We start from the raw sequence: 21580 nt of genomic DNA on the forward strand, positions 1-21580 counted from the left end.
GTGTAAACCTCTCTAGCATGTGATAACTTTGCAATAACCAGTTCGGAAAAACCGAATCGGACAACTTTGAGTGCGATAGGGGCAGTGAAGCAATGATCGGTCGAAGGACACCTCCTTCGATGCAGGACGACGTCCAGCCGAAAGGCTTCGAGGATTACGACCTGCGTCTTGGCGATCTGATGCGGGGCGAGCGCGCCACGTTATCTAAGTCGCTTCTGGATGTGCAACGGGAGTTGCGCATCAGGGCCGCTTACATTGCCGGCATCGAGAGTTGTGATCTATCCGCCTTCGACGCGCCGTCTTTCGTGTCAGGCTATGTGCGCTCCTATGCGCGTTATCTTAACCTTGATCCCGATTGGGCTTTCGAGCGTTTCTGCTTCGAGTCCGGCTTCGTTCCGACACACGGGATGGCCCAGCACGGACAACCCCATAAAGTCTCAGCTAGTGCAGGCAACAAGCCGGTCAATGGTCTGGGTAGCCCCAATCCCGTTTTTCTCCCCAAAACAGATAGTCTCTGGTCGCGGATCGAACCGCGCGCTATCGGCTCGCTTCTGGTGCTGGCGGTTCTGGCAGGCGGGATCGGCTATGGGGGCTGGTCGGTGCTGCAGGAGGTCCAACGTGTCAATCTGACGCCCGTGGACCAGCAGCCCTCGGTCGTAGCACAGCTCGACCCGTTGTCCTCGGTCGAGGGGGGCTCTGCCGATCCGGTGGAAAGCGCTCAGGATACAACGGCGGATGACAGTCTGGACCGTCTCTTCCGTCCCGCCACGCTGGATACGCCCGTGCTGATCGCGCGCGACGGTCCGATTGCCTCCATTGATCCTAACAAGACCGGCGTTCTGGCAGGCCAGACCCAAACCGCCGCAGCTGATATGGCGACGCAGAAGCCGGATGCGCAGTCCGCCATCAATCAGGCCATCGCGCAGGCGATGGGGCAGGGTCAGGCTGTTCCCGCACCTGCGGCGGCAGACGGTAGCGAAGGCGTTCAGGTGACGGCAGCGAATGCGGCCGATGTCGAGATTCTCGCCGTGCGCCCGTCTTGGGTACGGGTGCGTGCGGCGGACGGATCGGTTCTTCTGGAAAAGGTCATGAATGCGGGCGAGCGTTACACCCTGCCCAAACTGGCCGAGCCGCCGACCCTGCGCACGGGTGAATCCGGCGCGATCTATTTTGCCGTCAACGGCGTCGCGCATGGTCCCGTGGGCGCGCGGGGGGCCGTGACCAAGAATATTACCCTCAGCGCCGATGCGCTCTCGCAGCGTTTTGCCGTGGCCGATCCGCAAAAGGACAGTGCGCTCACCAGCATGTTCGCGGTTGCGGATGCGGGTCAGGCCATTGCCGATCCGACCCCCAAGACGGAATAAGTGTCCGCGTCCTGGAACTGTTGTGAGATCAATCCTGATTGACAGCCGTTGCCCTCGGGCGGCGGCTGAACTACTTTGCCCCCGACATGTCCGAAGGAGTCCCCAATGTCCCTGAACCCGGTTCGTCCGTGGCGCAGCGTCGAACGCCGCAAATCCCGTCAGATCATGGTCGGCAATGTGCCGGTTGGCGGGGATGCGCCGATTTCGGTGCAGACGATGACCAATACGGACACTACAGATGTAAAGGCCACGCTGGACCAGATCATCCGTGCCGCGGATGTGGGTGCCGATATCGTGCGGGTCTCGACCCCCGATCAGGCCTCTACGCAGGCGCTGCGCGAGATCTGCCGCGAGAGCCCCGTGCCGATCGTGGCCGATATCCATTTCCACTATAAACGCGCCATCGAGGCCGCCGAGGCCGGCGCCGCCTGCCTGCGGATCAATCCGGGCAATATCGGCGATGCGAGCCGCGTGAAAGAGGTGGTGAAGGCCGCCAAGGATTATGGCTGCTCGATCCGGATCGGGGTGAATGCGGGCTCGCTCGAGAAACATCTTCTTGAGAAATATGGCGAGCCTTGCCCCGATGCCATGGTCGAGTCGGGGCTCGACCACATCAAGCTCCTTCAGGATAACGACTTCCACGAGTTCAAGATTTCCTGCAAGGCATCCGATGTCTTCCTGTCAGCCGCAGCCTATCAGGCGCTGGCCGAGGTCACCGATGCACCGATCCATCTGGGGATCACCGAAGCCGGTGGTCTGACCGCGGGCACGGTGAAATCGGCCATCGGTCTGGGGAACCTTTTGTGGATGGGTATTGGCGACACGCTGCGCGTGAGCCTTTCGGCCGATCCGGTCGAAGAGGTGAAGGTCGGCTTCGAGATCCTGAAATCGCTGGGGCTGCGCACCCGCGGCGTGCAGATCATCTCCTGCCCGTCCTGCGCCCGTCAGGGCTTCAACGTCATCAAGACGGTGGAAGAGCTGGAAAAACGGCTCGAGCATATCAAGCAGCCCATGTCGCTCTCGATCATCGGCTGCGTAGTGAACGGTCCGGGCGAGGCGCTGATGACCGATCTGGGTTTCACGGGCGGCGGCGCAGGCTCGGGCATGATCTATATGGCGGGCAAACAGAGCCATAAGATGTCCAATGAGCAGATGATCGACCATATTGTGGAACTGGTCGAGGAGCGGGCCGAGAAGCTCGATGCCGAACAGAAGGCCGCAGAGGCCGCGGAATAATATAAAGGGCGCCTATGGCGCCCTTTTTCACAAGAAGAGATAGGTCAGCACCAGAAGCACGGTCGAGGCCGCGAGCCCGAAAAGCGTGAAGCGCCGGTTGAGATCGAAGGTCACATGGGCAGGGGTGACGCCCAGCTGGCGGCCGGTGATGATCGACATGGCCGAGATGGGCGAGGCCGAGATCGCCATCGCCCAAGCAAGGCACAGCCCCAGACCCAGCGCCAATGGATGCTCCGCCCCCACAGGGCCCGGCCCGAGAAGCTGGGCGATCATGACCACCACGATGGAATGCGGGATCATGAGGCTGGCCGCGAGCGGCACCAGATAGAGGCAGCCCAGGATCAGCGCGATGGCCGGTAGCGCCGCCCCGCCCAGTGCCGCACCCCAACCCAGACTGTTGAAGGCGACCGAGATGCCAGCGCCAATCACGGCGGCGGCCAGAAAGATCGTGGCCTCGTTGGCCATGGAGGCCGAGGCCTTGCCCAATCCGCTCAGCCGGTCGGTCCCTTTGAGGGCGGCGCGGATCCCGGGCTCCACAAAGGGCCAGCCCCAAGACAGGACAGGCAGCACCATACAGGCCGCCACGAGGAAGCTGATCTCCAGAAGCCGATGGAGCGCCAGCGTTACCACAATGAGCCCCAGCACCACCGACAGGATAAGGACCAGCGCGCGCCCGCCTTTCATATCCTGCGCGAGATCGGGATCCGGCGTATGATCGCGCGCCGTTTCGCTGCGCAGCACGAACAGGCCGCCAAGCGTGATGACCAGCGCCGAGACGACAGCCAGCATCAGGAAGGCGGCCGGATCGAGCCCCGGAATGGCGGTGGTAACGATGGCAAATCCGACCCCGATCGGGTTCCAGATGGTGGCAAGGATGGTGCCACGCAGGGCGCTCAGCGTCATCACACGGGTGTTGATCGGTGTGCGGCCCTGAGCCCTGGCATGGGTGGCGTGGTTCTCGGCGATATCGGACATCATGCCGATGGTGCCGATATTGAACAGCACCGAAAGCCCCTGTGCTCCGAAGGTTACGGCGCTGGCCCGCCTGCTGGCCGAGGCCGCAAAGAGCCGGGCTGCAGCGCGTTCGACCAGTTTCGAGGCTCTCACCGGCCCGCGGATCAGCCCAAGCGAGGTCAGGAACGCCGAGAAGGCCGTGCCTTGGAACAGCGCCCCTTCCATGCGCGGCAGCGCCTCGGGCACCATGAGCGCGATGACGATGGCAATCCCGACCGACAGGACCGCAGAGATCTGCGCCATGCGCTGCACCGCACCGATACGCAGGATTGCCAGCATGATGGCCGCGCCCGCCGCAATCCATGTCACGCCTCCGAGAACGGGAAGGAATTTCTCGCCCACCTGACCTATGATGAGACCGCCGATCATCAGGATCGCCAGAAGGCCGGTGGCTCGGTCCAGACGGGATACAGCTCGGGCAGAAAGAGGCATAGAAAATCTCGGGTCGGAAAGGTTTTGTTTGTTATGTCAGCTTTTCGGGCGGGTGCAATCGTGGGGGGTGCGGCCTTTTGTGCATCACGGCGCAGGGATGCGCGTGAAGGTTTCCGACCAGACATCGGAGAACCGCCGCCGTGTATGGTGGTCAAGCGCCACCAGCAGCGCCGGTGACAGGCCGATGAAGCGCCGCGCGCTTGGCAAAAGGCCGTTTTCCTGCGGATCGTCGGGGAAGATCAGACCGGCGGCGCGGATCGCCTCCTGCCCGTCTGCCGAGAGCAGGAAATCCAGTAGCCGTTTGGCCGTTTCGGGATGGCGCGCACGTTTGGGGATCATATAGGCACGCGAGAGGAAGAGCGTGTAATCCTCGGGCAGCACCATCGCCACATCCGGGCGGGGATGGTTCATGACATAGGAGCCGAGCATGTTATAGGCCAGCGCGAATTTGCCCGAGGACACATCGTCGATGATCTGCGCCGAGCAGCAGGTGACCACCGCGTTGCTGCGGGCAAAACCCTCAAGGAGCGCCCCGAACGTGGTGGCTTCGAGGCTGTCGCTATAGGCGAAGAGATAGCCCAGACCTGACTGCTCGATATCATAGGTCGCAAAGCGGCCAGACCAGCGATCATCCTCGCGGCGCATCATATCTAGCAACTGGAACCGGTCGCGCGGTGCCTGCGCGGGGCGGATCAACCGCTTGTTATAGACAATGACCGAGGGCTCTTCGGTCAACCCCCACAACTCGTCGCGCCAGCGCCGCGCGGCGGGCAGGGCGCGGGTGGCCTCTGACTGGTGCGGCTGCGCGCATCCGCCATTGACCAGCTCGACCATCTGCTGGACCGCCGATGAAAACACCACATCGCCACCCTGACGCCCGTCACGGCAGGCGGCACTGGCGGCCTCGTAGAGGCCATTGGCCGTCCACTGCTCATACTGCACCGTCACATCCGGATTGGCTTCGGTGAAAGCCTCGATTACCGGCCCCATGATCGAAAGATCGGTATTGGAGCGGAACAGCAGGGGCTGCGGGCCATGCCCGATCGTGCCGCGCAGCTCGGGTTCGGCATGGGCCATACCGGCACAGAGCCAAACGAGCAGGATCACCAGACGGGTCATTGCGGGGTGCTTTCGGAGGAGGTGGTGTGCAGGTTTGCTGCGGGCAGCACAAGGCTGATGCGGAAGCCATGATCGCTCTGCTCGGTCCGGATTCCGCCCCCGAACGCATGGGCCACCGCATAGACGATCGACAGCCCGATACCCGAGCCGCCCTCGGCCGAGCCATGCGAACGGGCAAAGCGCTGGCCCAGCCTGTCGGTCAGATCCTCTGCCGGTCCCGGTCCGGCATCGGCGACCCACAGGCAGGCGAGGGAGCCCTCCAATGCGGTGCCGATGGTCACCGGCGCCTTGCCATGGGTCAGCGCGTTCGACACCAGATTACCAAGCGCCTGTTCCAAAGAGAAGGCATCGGCGGCCACCACGACAGGGTCGGGGCCGATCTCGAAGCGCAGATCCAGCTCGGGCCGGTGGTCATGGTGTTCCAGCACCTCGAGCGCCACATCCCGTAGATCGAGCGGTGCGCGGGGGATGCTGTCGGTGCGATGGGTGACCATGGCGCGTGACAGTAGCTGGTCGAGGAGCCGCCCCAGAGAGCGCGTGCGCCGTGTGAGCCGCTCGATCTGGCGCTGGCGCAGCTCGGGATCGGTGGTCTCATGGATGGCCTCGGCCTGCGCACGGATCGCGGCGACGGGCGTGCGCAGCTGATGGGCGCTATCGGAGATCAGGTTGCGCATCATTTCGAGTTGTCGCTCGAGACGCGCCATGAAACGGTTGACGCCCGCCAGCATCACCTCGATCTCGGCGGGGACATTCTCTGTGGGCACAGGCGTCAGGTCATAGGGGTCGCGGGTGGCCAGATCAGCGGCGATCTTCTCCACGGGACGCAGCGCGACATGGATGATGACATAGGCCGAGACCAGCAGCAGCACCCCCGCAATCGCCGCAGGCCAGAGCGCATCGGTGACCAGATGCAGCGTCATGTCCTTGCGCGCGCGCAGGGTCTGTCCCACGGAGATATGCACAGCCCCCGAGAAATTCCGCTCGGCAAAGAGGCGGGTGATCTCGACATAGCGCGCCGGCTCGCCCTGCATAGGCGCATCGAAAAGCTGCTCTCCGTTGCGGTTAGGCCGCGTATCCGCAGCAAAAGGCGTATCGGCATAGCCGGTGATCAGCTGGTGATGCGGCCCGCGCACGGCATAAGCGATCCGGTCGTCGCGCGCCTGCGCCAGCAGCTCGAAGGCTGAAACCGGCAGATCGACGACGGGGTGTCCATTCTGGATAAAGATCGATTCCGCGATGTCATTGGCGGCGCCGAGCAAGAGACGGTCATAACTGTCCCATGCCGCCTGTCGACCGTTGATCCAGACGGTCGCGGCCACGAGCACCATACCCAGAAGCATGAGCGACATCACCGCCCGTAAAATACGCCCCTGCAGCGAGCCAGTGGAGCGGTGGAGCGGCCTATCCATCCAGCGTGATCCGGTAGCCGATACCGCGTTCGGTAGCGATCGCCACGCCGCTCCCCGCCAGCTTGCGCCGCAGCCGCGCGACGTAAAGCTCGATCGCATTCAGCCCTACATCGGCATCCTCCAGCGTAAAGAGCCCGTCATAGAGGCGCTCCTTACCAAGGATCTGGTCAGGATGGCGCAGGAATATACCCAGAAGCGTGGCCTCGCGCCGTGTGAGGGCTAGGCGCTGACCATTCAGCGTGCCACTCATCTGCGCCGAGGAATAATGGAGCGGGCCAAACCGGATCGCATCCGATTTCTGCTCGGTCTCGCGGCGCATCAGGGCGCGAAGCCGGGCCTCCAGCTCGCGCTGATCAAACGGTTTGACCAGATAGTCATCGGCCCCCAGATCGAGCGTATTCACACGATCATCCACCGAATAAAGCGCGGTCAACACCAGAATGGGCAGGCGGTCGCCGCGCCCACGCAGGCTGCGCAGCAACGACTGACCGGACCCGTCGGGCAGGTTGAGGTCAAGCACCATTGCATCATAGCGCTGCACGCGCAGGAAATCCTGCGCATCGCCCAATGTCGGCGCATGATCACAGGCAATGCCGGATTTGGCAAAGCGCGTGACGACGGTTTCCGCCAGATCTTCGGTGTCTTCGACCATCAACACGCGCATGTTTCCGCTAAACCTTTTTATTCGTGGCTGTCATTTCCTGTCGCAGGCCCCGCGCAATGACAGGTTCGTGACAGGTTCGATTGCTAGTCTCCTTCTACCCCCGAGAGGAGGGGTCTGCAAAGCGCAGACTCACGGGGAATGCGGATGACCGGGCTGGAGGGCCTGCCCGCATAGGAATCTGGAGGAAATCATATGTTTAAGGCAACCCGCCTGACCCTTGCTGCCGCCGTGCTCGGTGCATCGACTTTCGCCGCTGGCGCACAGGACTTCCAACCCGAAGCCCCCGAATGCATCGCCCCCGCAAATCCGGGCGGCGGCTGGGACTTCACCTGCCGTCAGGTCGGCAAGACCCTGCAGGATCTGGGTCTGATCAACAAGACCATGCAGGTCGTCAACCTCGCCGGTGGCGGCGGTGGTGTGGCCTTTGCCGAAGTCGTCAACAAACGCGCGACCTCGGATGACCTGATCACTGCAGCCTCTTCGGCCACCGCGACCCGTCTGGCGCAGGGCGCCTATCCGGGCAATACCGTCGATCAGGTCCGCTGGGTCGGCTCGATCGGTGCCGATTACGGCGTGATCGCTGTGGCCAAAAATAGCGACATCAAAGACCTGCCGCAACTTCTTGATATGATAAAAGAAGATCCGCGCAGCATTTCGGTTGCCGGTGGTTCTGCTGTGGGCGGCTGGGATCACCTCAAGGTGCTGATCGCGGCCGATGCCTATGGTATCGAGGATGTCCGCAAGGTCAAATATATCGCCTTCGATGGCGGTGGCGAGGCTGTGACCCAGCTTCTGGCAGGATCGGTCCAAGCCTTCACCGGCGATCTTTCCGAGGCCAAGGGCTTCGTCGAATCAGGCGATATCCGCGTGATCGCCGTGCTGGCTCCCGAGCGTCTGGAAGGCGAATTTGCCGATTATCCCACCGCGAAAGAGCAGGGCGTGGATGCGATCGGTGCCAACTGGCGCGGGTTCTACGCACCGGGTGGCATGTCGGACGAGGCCTATAACGGCTGGGTGAAAAAAGTCGGTGAGATGTATGCCTCCGACGAGTGGAAAACCACGATGGAAGCCAACGGCATCGCACCGCTCGATCTGCAAGGCGCGGAGTTCGACGCGTTCGTCAAAGAGAACGTCGCCGAGATCCAGGAGATCTCGCGCAAGATCGGGATCATCAAGTAATCCTCCCGGGGTCGTTTCCGACCCTGTCCTCCCGGGCGCCGCTTCCACGCGGCGCCCGTCTCCCAATTCATGTCTGTTTGCAAGGAGATCGTCATGAGTGACCGCATCTTCGGCATCTTCGGCCTGCTTCTGGCGATCGGCTTTGCCTATTCGGCAACCGTGATCGAGGAAAGCTTCCTGTCGGATGTCGTAGGCCCCAAGGCCTTCCCGCTGATCATTGCCGCGATCCTCGGCATCTCGAGCGCCGTCATCGCGTTCAAGCCCGATCCCGATCCGGCATGGCCGAACTTCGCGCGTATCGCCGAGATTGCCGCCGCTGTCGTTGTCATGGTGCTCTATGCCGAGTTGCTGCCGGTCATCGGTTTCGTCTTTGCCACCGCTTTTGCAGCTGCCTATCTCAGTTGGCGTCTTGGCAATGCGATCCTCTGGGCCGTGCTCACGGGGATCGGAACCTCGGTCGGTATCTATGTGATCTTCCATCTTGTGCTCGGCCTGTCGCTCGCGCGCGGCCCGCTCGGTTTCTGAGGAGCCACCTATGGATCTTCTTTCCCAACTTGGCGACGGTTTTGCAGTCGCTCTCACATGGCAGAACCTCGCGCTTGCGCTGATGGGCTGCTTCCTCGGCACGATCATGGGCGCGCTGCCCGGTCTTGGCCCGTCGAATGGCGTGGCGATCCTGATCCCGCTGGCCTTCACGCTGGGCCTCGGGGCCACGCCCTCGCTGATCCTGCTGACCTCGGTCTATTACGGGGCGATGTATGGCGGGCGGATCTCGTCCATCTTGCTGAATATCCCGGGCGACGAGCCTGCGATGATGACCTGTCTCGACGGACACCCGATGGCCAAGAAAGGCATGGCGGGCGAGGCACTCTCGATTTCGGGCATCGCCTCCTTCGTGGGCTCTTTCTTCGCAACCTGGGGCCTCATCGTGCTGGCACCGCAGCTGGTGAAGATCGCGCTGTTGTTCGGACCTGCCGAATATTTCGCGCTCTTCGCGCTGGCCTTCATGACGCTCGGTGGTGTCAGCTCGACCAATCAGGCGAAATCCGCTTTTGCCGCGGCCCTCGGCCTTGGCCTTGCCATGATCGGCGTGGATACCCAAACGGGTGTGCCGCGCTTCACCTTCGGCGAGGTCCATCTCTATGACGGGCTCGATTTTCTCGTAGCAATTGTGGGTCTTTTCGCACTTTCGGAAGTGTTCATCTTCCTCGAAGAGCGTCACGGTGGTTCGGATGCAAAAGGCAAAGCCCTGAAAATCGGTCGCATCCTGCCGCCGATGAAGATGGTCAAGGAAACCACCCCGACCATGCTGCGCTCGACCTTCGTGGGTTTCCTCGCGGGCGTTCTGCCGGGGGCGGGTGCCTCGCTGGGCTCCTTCCTTGCCTATTCGCTCGAAAAGCGGATGTCGGATAAGAACAAGACGTTCGGTAAAGGCGATCCGCGCGGTGTGGCAGCGCCCGAGGCTGGCAACAATGCCGCAGCCGGTGGTGCGCTGGTGCCGATGCTGGCGCTGGGTGTGCCCGGCTCGGGGACGACCGCCGTGCTTCTGGCCGTGCTTCTGTCGCTCAACATCACCCCGGGTCCGCTACTATTTGCCAACAATCCCGATGTCGTCTGGGGCCTGATCGCTGCGCTCTTCATCGCGAACTTCATGCTTCTTGCACTGAATATCCCGATGGTGGGCCTGTTCACCCGTCTGCTGCTGATCCCGCCAAAGGTCCTGATGCCGGTTGTGGCTATGGTGTCCTTCGTGGGGATCTACGGGATCTCCGGCTCCAGTTTCGATCTTCTGGTAATGATCGGCTTCGGCGTGGCAGGCTGGATCCTGCGCAAGCTCGACATCCCGCTGGTCCCGATCATCCTCGGCACGCTTCTGGGAAATGCGATGGAAAACAACCTGCGCCGTGCCGTGGAAATCGACAATGGCAACTGGTTCACCCTGATCGACAGCCCTCTCTCGATCGCGCTTTGGGTGATCGCGCTCATCGGTTTCGCAATGCCGATCATCGTGGGGCGCAAGGTCAAGGCCGGTATCCACGAGCGCAAGGACGAGATCGGTTCGATCAAGGACTGACCATCGCGCGACGAGCGTAACGAGGGCCACCGGAGCGATCCGGTGGCCCTTATTCTATCCGGCGTTCACTCCGGATGCGGCCCGTTGATCAGAGCCAGAAGATCGGTGGCGGTCGTTTTGGCATTGGCACGGGGCGGGAGCGCAAGGAAAAGCGGCTCCCAATCAGGAGAGAACTGCTCCAGACGCTGGCGCAGGCGAGCCATTTCCTCGAATGAAACGCCATGACGGGCGATGAATGCGCCGAGCCGGTTGGACAGGCGCACACCGCGCGGCGTCTCAAGCCCCGACAGGGCCACGGTCCCGAGAAGGACACTCTGATATCCTTCGGCCTTGCAATGGAGACAGAGGCCCGTCAGCAGGAAGGTCGTAAAATCGCCATCGCATTCGGGAAGATAGCGGATCAGATCGACCGAGGCGCGCGATCTGGCCGAAGTCGTCCAGAACACGGCAAAGCCCACGATCCTGCCGCCCGACGAGACAAGCGCAAGCGGCATCCTGTTGAGGTAATCCGAGGAGAAATACCCAACCGAGAACCGCTTTCCGAGGCTGACGCGGCACGCGCCCCAGGCATCAGAAATCTCCCGCAACCGGGCAAGGCGCTCGGGGGAATGGGGTGGGCTGACGATCTCGAACGAGAGGCCGCTGGCGCAGGCACGGTGATAAGCCTCACGCAATCCATGATAACGCTCCGCCTCTAGGTCGAAGCGGGAAAGGGGCAAGACGGCCTCTTCCCCCAGCCTGTGCATCGCAAGCCCCATATCCGGCCAGCGCGGCGCGGAGTTTTCACGCACCCCATAGAAAAGAGGTTGCGCCCCTGCTGAATGGGCCGCGTCCTGAAAGGCCCAAAGCAATCCCGATATCTCGTCTTCAGGACCAACGGGTTCGTGTAACGCCACCCAGCTTCCCCTCTGAATGCGATACATTAAGAAGCTATTAAAGCTATCTGAAAACATTAAGTATTTATCATTACTTAATGCGATATTGGCTTTGGGGTCCGCTTGGCCGTCGATGATCTCGGCAGCCCGTGCGAGTTCGCTACGGCCAGGTAAACCATGCTGCAGGCGGCCAGGTCTGAGGGCATAGCCAACGACCAGCAGCGCCATAACGAGAAAACTGATGAAAGCGGCACGCAAGGCGCGTGCGGCTTCTGGGACGGTCGCCCAGTCCCACCATCTGTCGCCCCCGGCGGCGCCGCTTTCATGGGCCAGGAACAGAGTCATCACAAGTGTAAGGGCAAGGCAGAACATCAGGATGCACCAGCGGGGCCCCAGAATATCCTGCGTGAGCCGCGTGCGGCGGTGGAACTCCCTCCGCGTGGCCAGCAGGATGGCGCAGGCCGCCACCAGCACCAGCGACGGACCGTAATGACCGCGATGGGGCAGGCTGGCCAGCAGCGCCACCAGCAAGGCCGCCTGTGTCAGCCACCAAGCGCCCGATAGGCGGCGGAGTAGCCCATGTGCCAGCACCACGAGACAGGCGCCGATCGCGCTTGAAATCAATACGCCACCTTCGAGGAAGATCCGCGGCAGCATATTGGCCAAATCATCGACCATTGGCGCGGCGGGTGGCAGGAGAGGCAAGATCATCAACACCCCGCCAATCACAAAGGTCATGGCAGAGATTGCCAGCGGCGTCAGCGCACGACCTACCTGAAAAAGCGGTACCAGCGGCCCTGTGATCTTGTGCCGGACAAAGCGGAGTTCGCCAAGTGCCAACATCGCGAGGGCGAGCGTGAAGGGAAGGATATAATAGATGAAGCGGTAAAGAAGCAGGCCCGCCGCGATCTCCTGTGGCGGGATGGCATGGGGCAGGGCTGCCACGATGACCGTCTCGAAAACCCCCACTCCGCCCGGCACATGGGAAAGCACGCCCGCCATGACTGCCGCCGAGAAGACCGCAAGGAAAGTGGCGAAGCCGATCTGGTCCGCGGGCAGCAGGATATAGAGTGTGGCTGCCGAAAGGATTGTCTCTGCAGCCGTGAAGAAAAACTGACCGAGGGACAGTGCCGGTCCGGGCATCTGAAGCGATATGCCCCGCAGATTCACACCGGATCTGCGCCATGCCATGATGGTCAGAATGACCAGCGAGAACAGCACGAAGGCGATAGCGCCCCAGCGGATCCAGTGCGCCGGCACGGCAATCACCGCACCGAGTGCATGCGGGTGCCATGCCAGGGCGCCGAGCCCGAGCAATGTAGCACCAATCCCGAAGGAGAGTGAGCAGAAGAGCGAAATCCCCGCAATGTCGAAGGCCGAGAGCCCCATGGCGGAATAGATGCGATAGCGCACGGCACCACCCGTCACGGGACCGGCGCCGACTGTATTACCGATCGAATAGCCAAGAAAGCTTCCGGCCAACACGATAGGCAACGGAAGCTTGCGGCCAATAAACCGCAAAGCCGACCAGTCATATCCCGCAAGCGCCGCATAGCCACCGACCGTGCATAGAAGCGCCAGCAGGATATGTGATGCGGGTGTGGCGCGGATCAGGTGTCCGACCTCGGCCATGCTGACATGTGACAGGAGTCGGTAAAGCGCGAAGGCACCTAAAGTGAACAAGGCCGCTGTAACGATATAGGGCATCGCCCCGCGCAGCCGCTTCAGCATCATCGGCATTTGCCTTCATCCGTTTGTCGTCAAGTGATGTGCCACATAAACGGCGTGTGGATCAATGCCTGAAATTTCTCGAGTTGAATTACATAACTTCGGTTACCAGCAAATACCGTGGCGGTGGCCGAGGCCCCGAAAGCGGCCTGTATTCGGCCCCGTTCAGGACCCGAATACAGGCTTCTTACATCTTAAACCAGAGCCTTATAGGCCGCAGCGACATCGGCAATCTGACTGGAGCTGAACGCATCCAGCTGCGTATTTGTGAAGGATTGCAGCTGCGTATAGGATAAAGCTGCAAGATTGGTTGCAGAAAGGCCCGCAAGCCCGTCGGTGCTGATCGACGAGACATCATCTGTCGAGAATGTCGCTAAGGCGGTGTTTTTGAAAGCCGCGACCTGTTCTGCGCTGAGTTCGGCCACCTGCTCCGGTGTCAGAGCTTCTGCCTGCTCCGAAGTGAGATTGGCAATCTGCTTGGTCGACAGCCCGGCGATGGCCGAAGGATCGATGGCTGCAATCTGAGCGGTGCTCAATGCAGCGGTCTTCTCTGTCCCGAGTGCTGCGATCTGAAGTGCGTTGAGAGCGGAGATCTGGGTTGTCTCGAGTGCCGCGACCTGATCGGTTCCGAGCCCCGCAACCTGATAGAAACTCAGCCCGCCGATCTGCGCCGAAGTGAGGGCGCCGATCTGCTCGTTATCGAAACTGGCAATCACGCTTGTCGGCAATCCCGAGATAGCACTGGCCGAAATCGATGCGATATCCTCACTCGACAGCGTGCCAAGCTGATCTGATGTCAGTGCAGACATCTGGGTGGCCGTGAGATTGGCAAGCTGCTCGGCCGTGAAGGCATCAAACTGCGCGGTGCTCAAAGACGTGATCTGGGTCGTGGTAAATCCAGCCACTGCGGTCGCCTTGAGCGCCCCGATCTGATCAGTGGAGATTGCGGCGAGCGCCGAGAGGGACAGATCATCAAGCTGGGTCGAGCTGAACGCCGCCAACTGCTCGTCCGACATTTGCGGAATCTGCGTCTCGGTGAGCGCAGCCACCTGTTTTGCGCTCATGGCCGAAATATGTGCAGTCGTCAGGTTCTCGATCTCGTCGGAGGACAGCGCCGAGATCGTGCTTGCGGGAATACCCGAGAAGGCCGTGCTGCTGATCGCAGCGATCTTATCGCTATCGAATGTCGCGAAACCTTCGGAGCTGATGGCACCGATCTGGCTGGCACTCATTGCTGCAATCTGGGTTTCGGTCAACCCCTCGATCTGGTCCGCCTCAAGACCCGAGATCTGCGTGGCAGTCAGCCCAGAGATCGCGCTGGTACTCAGTGCTTCGATCTGGTCCGCCGTCAACGGGTCAAACGCCGAGGCATCCATTCCGCCAATTTGCGTCGAGGTCAGCGCGGCAATTTGGGTTGTGCTCAGCCCGCTGATCTGGTCGTCACGCATCGCATTCAGCTGTGCCGATTTGAGCCCTGCAATCTGCGTGGCGCTAAGACTGTCCATCTGGCTCTGGCTGAACAGCGCAATCGCATCCGTGTTGATGCCTGAGATCGCGCTCGCACTCAGCGCCTCGATCTGGTCGGCAGAGAACTGCTGTAAAGCACCGTCGCTGATCGCGCTCACCTGATCGGCTGTCAGGCCAGAGATCTGTGTCGTCGTGAGGGCCAGAATGCTTGAATCCTCCAGCGCGGCAATCTGATCCTCTCCCAACCCCCCTATTGCGGCCGCGCTCAAGGCGCCCACCTGCTCGATGCTCAGCGAGCCCACAACTTCTTCCGTTAGCCCCGATGCCTGGGTCGCGCCAAAAGCGGCCATCTGCGTCGTCGACAGCGCGGAAACCTGTGCGCTTGACAGGGCAGCGACCTGCTTGGCGGTCAAGGCACCGATCTGGGTTGTGGTCAGTGCATCCATCTTGGCACTGTCGAAGGCCTCGATCGCATCGGTCGAAAGGGCGGTGATCGCGGCGGCGCTCAACCCGCCGATCGCATCATCCGACATCGCCTCGATCATGCCTGCCGTCAGCGCACCCGCCTGGGTTGCGGTAAAGGCCGCGACCTGATCGTCGCTGAAGGCTGCAATCTGGTCGATGGATAGAGCCTCGACCTGATCCGCCGTAAGCCCCGATACGGCAGCGGAATCGATCGCCGCAATCTGGTCGGTGCTGAAGCCTGACAACCCTTCGGCGGTAAACGCACCCATCTGGGTGGCAGAAAGCGCCTCAATCTGGTCGGCGGTCAGCGCCTCGATCTGGCTGGCCGATAGGGCCGCGATATGGGTGGCTTTCAGTGCCGCGACCTGCTTGGTGGTCAACGCTTCGACCTGCTCGCCGGTCAGCGATTGCAGCTGATCGGTGGACATCCCCGCAAGCGATGCGGCCTTGATGGACGAAATTGTCTCAGGCGATAGCGCCGCGAGGCTCTCACCGCTCAAGGCCGCGACCTGCGTGGCGCTGATGGCCGCAAGCTGACTGCTGGTCAGCGCCTTGACCTGCGTCTCGTTCAGCCCCTCGATCTGGTCCGCCGTGAAACCGGCGATCGCCGAGGCGCTGATCGCGGCAATCTGGTCTGCCGAAAGCGCCTGCACCACATCCTCGTCCAGCGCGGCGATCTGACCAGAGGTCAGGGCACCGATCTGGTCTTCCGACAGCGCGGCGATCTGGGCGGTGCTGAGTGCCGCGATCTGGGTGGTTTTCAACCCTTTGATCTGGGTCGTGCTCAGGGCGCCAAGCTGGGTCTCATCAAGGCTCGCGATCGCTTCGGTGGACAGACCCGAAATCCCGGCCGCGCTGATCGACGAGAGCGCATCGGCGCCAAGGGATTGCACTGCCTCTGTCGAGAGAGCCGCGGTCTGGGTCGCAGTCAGCTTCGAGAGCTGCGTCTCGGTAAAGGCCGCCAGCTGGTCGGTAGACAGCGCCTCGATCTGCTCCACGCTAAGCCCAGCAATTCCTTTTGCCGACAAAGCCGCGATCTGGGTTCCGCTCAGCTGGCCGATCATTTCCGCCGAAAGCGCCCCGACCTGCGTGCCGGTCAACGCCGCGACCTGGGTCTCGCCCAGTGCCGCGACCTGATCACCGGTGAGCGCGGCGATCTGGGTCGATTTCATCGCCGCCGTCTGCGCCGCGGTCAACGCGGAGATGTGATCAGTGCTGAGGGCCGCAACCTGATCGGTGCTGAGGCCCGCAATCGCGACATTGGACAGAGCGGCGAAGCTGTCGGTGGACAGCGCTGCAAGGGTGTCCGTCGAGATATTGGCGACCTGCGCCGACGTCAGTTTCTTTAACTGCGAGTTGCTAAGTGATTCGAGTTGATCCGCGCTCACGACCTGCATCTGGGCGCTGGTCAGGCCGCTGATCGCCCCCAGAGCGACGCCGGAGAACTGTTCCGCGCTCAGAGCGGAGACGGCCTCTGTCGAGAGTGCTGCCACCTGCTTTGCCCCCAGCGCCGCGATCTGCGAACTGCCGAGCGCGCCGATCTGCTCGGTCGCGAGGCTCGAGATCTGCGTCGTGTGCAGAGCTGCGATCTGCTTCGAGGTCAGGGACTGGATCTGGTCGGTGGTCAGGGACTGGAGCTGGTCCTCGGAAAGGCTCGTCAGCGAGGTCGATTTGATCGACGCGATGGCGCTCGTGGAGAGCGCGGACAGGGTCTCGGAGGGGATGGCCGCAACCTGAGAGGCGCTCAGCTTCGAGATCTGCGTGATCGTCAGCGACTGGATCTGCTCCGTGCTCATGACCCCGATCTGTGAGGTCTTCAGGCCGGAAATCGAGCCGCTCGCAATGGAGGCGACCTGACTTGTGGACATCACGGCGATGCTGTCTTGCGGCAAAGCGCTGATCTGCTTGCTCGACAGGCTCTTGATGAAGCTCGTGGGCATCGAGGCCACCTGATCGGTGGTGAAGGACGCGACCTGCGTGGTGCTCATGGCCGCGATCTGGGCGGATTTGAAGCTGCCCATCTGCTCGGCGGTCAGCGCCGAGACCGCATCCGTTTTCAACCCCGAGATGGAGGTAGTCTTGATTGCTTTCAGCGCGTTGGTCGACAGCGACGTCGCGTTGACGCCAAGCGCGCCGATCTGTGTACTGCTGAGGGTGGCCACCTGCCCTGCGGTCAGCGCGCCGATCTGGTCGGTCGTCAGATTGGAAAACTGGTCACTGCTCAGGCCGGTGATTGCGCTGGCGGAGATATTGGCGATCTGGTCGGTGCTGAAGCCTGCAAGGATTTCTGTCGAGACGGAGCGCAGCTGTGATGCGGTCAGCGCGCTCATCCGGGCCGGATCCATCGCGGCCCATTGCTCGGCACTGAGGGCCGCGATCTGCGCGGGTTTCATCGCACGGAGTTGGGTCGCGCCGAAAGAGGCGACCTGATCGGTCGACAGGCTCTCGATCGCATCAGTGCTGATCCCGCTGACCGAGGCGTAATTCAGCGCCGCGATATCCTCGGTCGAGAACGAGGCGATGGCCTCTGCGGACATCGCGGAGAGCTGCTTGGCGGTGGCACCCGCCAGCTGCGTGGGTGTCAGGGCCTCGATCTGGTCGGTGGTCATGCCGGCGATCTGGTCGCTCGACATGGCGGCGAATTGCGAGCGGGTGAAACCCGTCATCTGCTCGTCCGAGAGACTCGAGATCTGGGCAAGCGTCATACCCGACATGGCCGTCGAGGAGATATAGGAGAGCTGCTGGGTGCTGAGATTGGACACGACCTCCTCGCTCAACGCCGAGAGCTGGGTCGCCGAGAACGCGCTTAGTTGCGATTTCGTCAGGCTGGAGGCTACCGAACTGTCCCACGTCTTCAGGGTATCACTCGACAGAGAGCGGATCTGCGTTGCGGTCAGGGTGGAAGAATATCCGATAGCGGCCATACTGGTCTCCTCTTTTTCACGGAGACTATCGCGCAACGTACTTAAGGAGTGGTGAACCGCCGCCTTCAAATATCCTTTAGGTTTTAGAGATTTCCGATGTCTTCTTCTGATGGGATTCGCGACGGAAAGAGGCCGGACAAACGATACAAGTCCCTTGGGGCACAACCTTAACGAGATAAATCTTGGTGAACGGGGGTGTCTGTGCGACCCTGACTGCGGGGGTGGACAGCCCGAACGGGAGGTTCTCGCAATGCACACCGCGTTTCTTGCCACGATTGCGCTCTGTCTGACGACACTCTGTCTCGCGAAACCTGCGGGCGCGGGCCCGTGGATGCGCGAGAAAGGCACCGCTTTTCTGTCCTTCGGACATGAATTCGCAGGGCGGGAGGCACAATGGACCAGCCTTTATGCCGAATATGGGCTAAGCGCGCGCAATACGCTCGTGCTCGAGTACGGGCGTGGCGAGAAATCCGAGGAGATCTGGCTGGGATGGCAGATCCCGCTCCTGCCGCCCGAGAGGCATCAGAAGCTGTCTCTTGGCACATGGATCGGCGAGCGAAAGCTCGATGGCGAGGGCGTTCAGATGTATGGGGTCGGGCTCAACTGGGGGATGGGCTTCACCGATCCGCTCTGGCGCAAGAATGGCTGGCTGGCCGCCGAGTTCCGCCATATGCGCGCGCCCGAGACTGTCACCTATGACCCCGCTGCCGAAGGGATCGACCCGATGACGCTCCCCGACCCGAGCCACCTGCCCTCGCAGAGCTTCTCCAAGCTTGATCTGACGGTCGGGTGGCATCTACGGCAGGACTGGATGGGGTTCGGGCAACTCCTGCTTTACAAGCCCGAGAATGACGATCTCTCGAGCAGCCTTGCAGTGTCTCTGGTGAAAGACTTCCGGCGCGCCCAGTTGCAGATCGGCATGGTGGCGCCGCTGGCTGATGGGCAGGAGCCAAGATTGAAACTTGCGCTCTGGTCCACATTCTAGGTGCTGGACGTTTTGCGTCTGTGTGCCTAGATCCGTCCTATGGGCGATACGGTTATTCTCATTCTCGGTGCCGCGGTCTGGGATGGCGGACAGGCCTCTCCCGCGCTGCGCAGGCGGGTGTTGCACGGGCTGGCGCTCTGGCGGGAGGATACCGCGCGCCGGATCATCTGCTGCGGCGGCCTCGGGCGCCATGCTCCGAGCGAGGCCGATGTCATGGCGCAGATCCTGCGCGCCCATGGCGTGCCGCGCGGGCGCATCACGCTCGAGGCGCGCTCGACCGATACGATCAGCAATATCGGCAATGCACTGGCCCTCGATCCGGGCCTCGCGCAGGCACGGGTGATCGTGGTGAGCGACCGCTACCACTGTCTACGCGCGGGGCTAATCGCGCGGGGTTACGGGCTCGATGCCACCACCAGCAGCCCCGACCCGTCTGCCATGCGCAGACGCGCCTATGCACGGGCTTGGGCGCGTGACCGCTTCGCGCTCCTGAAAACCGGCTGGTGGCTGCTCGGGCGCCTCAGGAGGCGATGCTGAGCTCTTCCAGCAGGGCGGTGATCTCGTCCCATGCAGGGCTACGCTTGACCTCCACCACCGACAGCCCCTGCCCCAGGGTCTCGGCATAGACCACACGGTTGGCCAGCGTCGCGCCCATCAGTTGCGCCTCCAGTTCGGAGGCGGCCTGTGCGACCTCCTGCCCCAGCCGGGTGTTGCTTTTCACGCGGTTGAGCAGGATACGGGGGCTTTTCCCGCAGCGGCGTGCGAGATCAAGCACACCCTCTGTAGCCCAGAGATCGACATGGCTGCCCGCCACCGGCACGAGGATCTCGTCCGCCTCGCGCAACGCCGGACGCAGGTCGCTATCGACCTTGGGCGGCGTGTCGACGATCACCACGTCATATTCGCGTTTCAGCTTCTCGCATTCATAGCTGACACCCCAGGAGGACGAGGTTCCGAACCCCACCTGCGGGTCCTCCAACGCCTCGCGCCGTGTCATGAACCAGCGACCAAGCGAGCCTTGCGGATCGGTATCCAGAAGGGCCACACGATACCCAGCACGCACCAGTCCGATCGCCAGATTGACCGCAACGGTCGTCTTGCCTGCCCCGCCTTTTTGTTGCGCGACCGTAATCACCTTACCCAAAACGAACCTCCCCCTTGGCATCGTTCAGGCCCCATGGCCATGATGCGCCTCACAGCCTCAGGTTAAGTCCGCAGCAATCCCGGTTGCAATCGCGAAAGCAAAGGATGGCCCCTAGAACACTGCGCCAAAATGAAAAACGCCGGAAAGCTGAGCTTTCCGGCGTTTTCCATGAAATCAGTCGAACTGATTAGTCAGCCGCAGCAACTGCGATACCGACCAGCAGCAGAACCGGGATCAGGATCGCGGCGTTGGACGACGAACCTTTTTCAACAACAACCGGCTCCGGCTCAACGACCGGTGCGGTGTAGCCGCCTGCAAAAGCGGTGGAAGCCGAGAGACCGGCGACGAGTGCGAGGGTAGCGATTTTTTTCATAGTAATCTCCGTCATTACCGTAGAGAGCCGCCAAAAATGCAGCATCGTTGGCGACGATTGCACAGGCTCACGAAATTGCAAAGGGGGAATCTCAAGCCCTCCACGCGCGACTGTGATATGTGTTGCACTTTAGCACGGTTTTTTAAGGTTTTCGGCCACACCAGCCTTACCACATTGGGTATAAGGCGCGCAGTATGTTGTTTAGGCTCGAAAAACTGAAGTTTTTTACGAGAATCAGGGAACCCGATCTCTCACGGTGACGTTCATGCGATCACGCCGAGTTCCTACAGGCTGCAAATGTCTGGCATTTACCCGACTCGGCGCGAAAAACGACTCAGTCGCGGCGTCCGAAGAGCAGAATCACTACGAAAAACAGCGCCCCGCTGACTACGATCGAGGGCCCCGCAGGGGTGTCCCAAGTCATCGAGCCCCAGATACCGCCCCCGACAGAGGCCATACCGATGCCGGTCGCGAAGAGCGCCATCGACTCGGGACTGCGCGAGATCCGCCGCGCGGCGGCGGCCGGAATGATCAGGAGCGCGGCAATCAGGAGTGCCCCTACAATCTTGATCGCCACTGCCACCGTCAGCGCCAGCGCGACCGTCAGGACAAGTTGTTCCTTACGGGCATCGATACCGGTGGATTTGGCCAGAGCCTCGCTGACAGTGGCGGTCAGCAGGTTCTGCCAGCGCCAGACCAGAAGCCCCAGCACCACGAGGCTGCCGCCCCAGATGACCGCCAGATCCATGCGCGAGACGGCGAGGATATCGCCAAAGAGCCATGCCGACAGATCGACGCGCAGCCCGCTGATAAAGGACGCCGCCACCAGACCTATGGCCAGTGCCGCGTGGGCCAGCACGCCCAGAATGGTATCGGCGGCATAGCCACGCCCCGAGAGCCGCGCCACGGTCAGCGCCATCAAGAGCGCCATGCCCAAAGTGCCGGCATAGACCGAAATACCGAAACCCAGACTGATCGCCACACCAAGGATCGCCGCATGCGATGTCGCATCGCCGAAATAGGCCATGCGCCGCCAGACGACGAATGCGCCCAGAGGGCCTGTGGCAAGACAGAGCCCCACCCCTGCCAGCACCGAGCGCAGCAGGAAATCATCGAAAATCGCCATCA

The 21580-nt window shown here is 61.9% G+C and carries 16 protein-coding genes; 7 read left to right on the plus strand and 9 right to left on the minus strand.

Annotation, left to right across the window (positions count from 1 at the left end; translation table 11 throughout):
- Positions 1 to 92: 92 nt before the first annotated feature.
- Complete coding sequence (locus VSX56_RS05790) at positions 93 to 1364, plus strand: helix-turn-helix domain-containing protein (protein ID WP_406871191.1); 1272 nt, start codon at positions 93 to 95, stop codon at positions 1362 to 1364.
- A 105-nt stretch (positions 1365 to 1469) separates the two neighbouring features.
- On the plus strand, positions 1470 to 2600 hold the full coding sequence (ispG, locus tag VSX56_RS05795) for a flavodoxin-dependent (E)-4-hydroxy-3-methylbut-2-enyl-diphosphate synthase (RefSeq protein ID WP_339115034.1): 1131 nt from the start codon (positions 1470 to 1472) through the stop codon (positions 2598 to 2600).
- A 27-nt stretch (positions 2601 to 2627) separates the two neighbouring features.
- Here the strand turns inward: ispG and VSX56_RS05800 are convergent, their stop codons facing one another.
- From VSX56_RS05800 to VSX56_RS05815, 4 genes are all read right to left on the minus strand, one after another.
- A complete protein-coding gene (locus VSX56_RS05800) occupies positions 2628 to 4046 on the minus strand; it encodes a hypothetical protein (RefSeq protein ID WP_350935528.1) in 1419 nt (472 codons plus the stop codon).
- 84 nt (positions 4047 to 4130) lie between these two features.
- The gene (locus tag VSX56_RS05805) at positions 4131 to 5165 is read right to left on the minus strand and encodes an ABC transporter substrate-binding protein (RefSeq protein WP_339115032.1); all 1035 of its coding nucleotides are present in this window, start codon (positions 5163 to 5165) and stop codon (positions 4131 to 4133) included.
- The gene (locus tag VSX56_RS05810) at positions 5162 to 6574 is read right to left on the minus strand and encodes a sensor histidine kinase (protein WP_339115031.1); all 1413 of its coding nucleotides are present in this window, start codon (positions 6572 to 6574) and stop codon (positions 5162 to 5164) included. The genes VSX56_RS05805 and VSX56_RS05810 overlap by 4 nt, the downstream gene beginning before the upstream one ends.
- Positions 6567 to 7238 carry a response regulator transcription factor gene (locus tag VSX56_RS05815; RefSeq protein ID WP_350935531.1) on the minus strand — a complete coding sequence of 224 codons (672 nt, stop codon included), beginning with the start codon at positions 7236 to 7238 and terminating at the stop codon, positions 6567 to 6569. Before VSX56_RS05815 ends, VSX56_RS05810 begins: the two co-directional genes overlap by 8 nt.
- Positions 7239 to 7430: 192 nt before the next feature.
- Between VSX56_RS05815 and VSX56_RS05820 the strand changes: the two genes are divergently transcribed.
- From VSX56_RS05820 to VSX56_RS05830, 3 genes are all read left to right on the plus strand, one after another.
- A complete protein-coding gene (locus VSX56_RS05820; protein WP_339115029.1) occupies positions 7431 to 8417 on the plus strand; it encodes a Bug family tripartite tricarboxylate transporter substrate binding protein in 987 nt (328 codons plus the stop codon).
- A gap of 93 nt (positions 8418 to 8510) precedes the next feature.
- Positions 8511 to 8942: a tripartite tricarboxylate transporter TctB family protein gene (locus tag VSX56_RS05825; RefSeq protein WP_350935534.1), complete on the plus strand. Its 432-nt coding sequence runs from the start codon at positions 8511 to 8513 to the stop codon at positions 8940 to 8942.
- Positions 8943 to 8952: 10 nt separating this feature from the next.
- A complete protein-coding gene (locus tag VSX56_RS05830; protein WP_339115027.1) occupies positions 8953 to 10491 on the plus strand; it encodes a tripartite tricarboxylate transporter permease in 1539 nt (512 codons plus the stop codon).
- Between the two features lie 65 nt (positions 10492 to 10556).
- Here the strand turns inward: VSX56_RS05830 and mprF are convergent, their stop codons facing one another.
- Together mprF and VSX56_RS05840 are read right to left on the minus strand one after the other, a co-directional pair.
- Entirely contained in the window at positions 10557 to 13106 is a 2550-nt protein-coding gene (mprF, locus tag VSX56_RS05835) for a bifunctional lysylphosphatidylglycerol flippase/synthetase MprF (RefSeq protein ID WP_350935537.1), read from the minus strand.
- 182 nt (positions 13107 to 13288) lie between these two features.
- On the minus strand, positions 13289 to 17950 hold the full coding sequence (locus VSX56_RS05840; protein ID WP_350935539.1) for a beta strand repeat-containing protein: 4662 nt from the start codon (positions 17948 to 17950) through the stop codon (positions 13289 to 13291).
- Between the two features lie 250 nt (positions 17951 to 18200).
- Between VSX56_RS05840 and VSX56_RS05845 the strand changes: the two genes are divergently transcribed.
- Together VSX56_RS05845 and VSX56_RS05850 are read left to right on the plus strand one after the other, a co-directional pair.
- Positions 18201 to 18935 (plus strand): hypothetical protein, encoded by a 735-nt coding sequence (locus tag VSX56_RS05845; protein ID WP_350935541.1) that lies wholly within the window; start codon positions 18201 to 18203, stop codon positions 18933 to 18935.
- Positions 18936 to 18974: 39 nt separating this feature from the next.
- Positions 18975 to 19472 (plus strand): YdcF family protein, encoded by a 498-nt coding sequence (locus VSX56_RS05850; protein ID WP_350935543.1) that lies wholly within the window; start codon positions 18975 to 18977, stop codon positions 19470 to 19472.
- Here VSX56_RS05850 and parA read toward each other — a convergent pair.
- From parA to VSX56_RS05865, 3 genes are all read right to left on the minus strand, one after another.
- On the minus strand, positions 19456 to 20079 hold the full coding sequence (parA, locus tag VSX56_RS05855; RefSeq protein WP_350935545.1) for a ParA family partition ATPase: 624 nt from the start codon (positions 20077 to 20079) through the stop codon (positions 19456 to 19458). The two genes, VSX56_RS05850 and parA, sit on opposite strands and share 17 nt — an antisense overlap.
- Before the next feature lie 187 nt (positions 20080 to 20266).
- Complete coding sequence (locus VSX56_RS05860; RefSeq protein WP_339115021.1) at positions 20267 to 20452, minus strand: hypothetical protein; 186 nt, start codon at positions 20450 to 20452, stop codon at positions 20267 to 20269.
- A 334-nt stretch (positions 20453 to 20786) separates the two neighbouring features.
- Positions 20787 to 21572 (minus strand): metal ABC transporter permease, encoded by a 786-nt coding sequence (locus tag VSX56_RS05865; protein ID WP_350935640.1) that lies wholly within the window; start codon positions 21570 to 21572, stop codon positions 20787 to 20789.
- Positions 21573 to 21580 lie beyond the last annotated feature (8 nt).

It is taken from the genome of Thioclava kandeliae, assembly GCF_040297545.1.
Classification (GTDB): Bacteria; Pseudomonadota; Alphaproteobacteria; order Rhodobacterales; family Rhodobacteraceae; genus Thioclava; species Thioclava kandeliae.

Bases quoted from the DNA above. Each gene is read 5' to 3' on its own strand.
- VSX56_RS05805 (WP_339115032.1), bottom strand. From the start codon at position 5,165: ATGACCCGTCTGGTGATCCTGCTCGTTTGGCTCTGTGCCGGTATGGCC.
- VSX56_RS05845 (WP_350935541.1), top strand. From the start codon at position 18,201: ATGCACACCGCGTTTCTTGCCACGATTGCGCTCTGTCTGACGACACTC.
- VSX56_RS05840 (WP_350935539.1), bottom strand. From the start codon at position 17,950: ATGGCCGCTATCGGATATTCTTCCACCCTGACCGCAACGCAGATCCGC.
- VSX56_RS05815 (WP_350935531.1), bottom strand. From the start codon at position 7,238: ATGCGCGTGTTGATGGTCGAAGACACCGAAGATCTGGCGGAAACCGTC.
- VSX56_RS05790 (WP_406871191.1), top strand. From the start codon at position 93: ATGATCGGTCGAAGGACACCTCCTTCGATGCAGGACGACGTCCAGCCG.
- VSX56_RS05825 (WP_350935534.1), top strand. From the start codon at position 8,511: ATGAGTGACCGCATCTTCGGCATCTTCGGCCTGCTTCTGGCGATCGGC.
- VSX56_RS05800 (WP_350935528.1), bottom strand. From the start codon at position 4,046: ATGCCTCTTTCTGCCCGAGCTGTATCCCGTCTGGACCGAGCCACCGGC.
- ispG (WP_339115034.1), top strand. From the start codon at position 1,470: ATGTCCCTGAACCCGGTTCGTCCGTGGCGCAGCGTCGAACGCCGCAAA.
- VSX56_RS05810 (WP_339115031.1), bottom strand. From the start codon at position 6,574: ATGGATAGGCCGCTCCACCGCTCCACTGGCTCGCTGCAGGGGCGTATT.
- VSX56_RS05850 (WP_350935543.1), top strand. From the start codon at position 18,975: ATGGGCGATACGGTTATTCTCATTCTCGGTGCCGCGGTCTGGGATGGC.
- VSX56_RS05860 (WP_339115021.1), bottom strand. From the start codon at position 20,452: ATGAAAAAAATCGCTACCCTCGCACTCGTCGCCGGTCTCTCGGCTTCC.
- mprF (WP_350935537.1), bottom strand. From the start codon at position 13,106: ATGCCGATGATGCTGAAGCGGCTGCGCGGGGCGATGCCCTATATCGTT.
- VSX56_RS05830 (WP_339115027.1), top strand. From the start codon at position 8,953: ATGGATCTTCTTTCCCAACTTGGCGACGGTTTTGCAGTCGCTCTCACA.
- VSX56_RS05820 (WP_339115029.1), top strand. From the start codon at position 7,431: ATGTTTAAGGCAACCCGCCTGACCCTTGCTGCCGCCGTGCTCGGTGCA.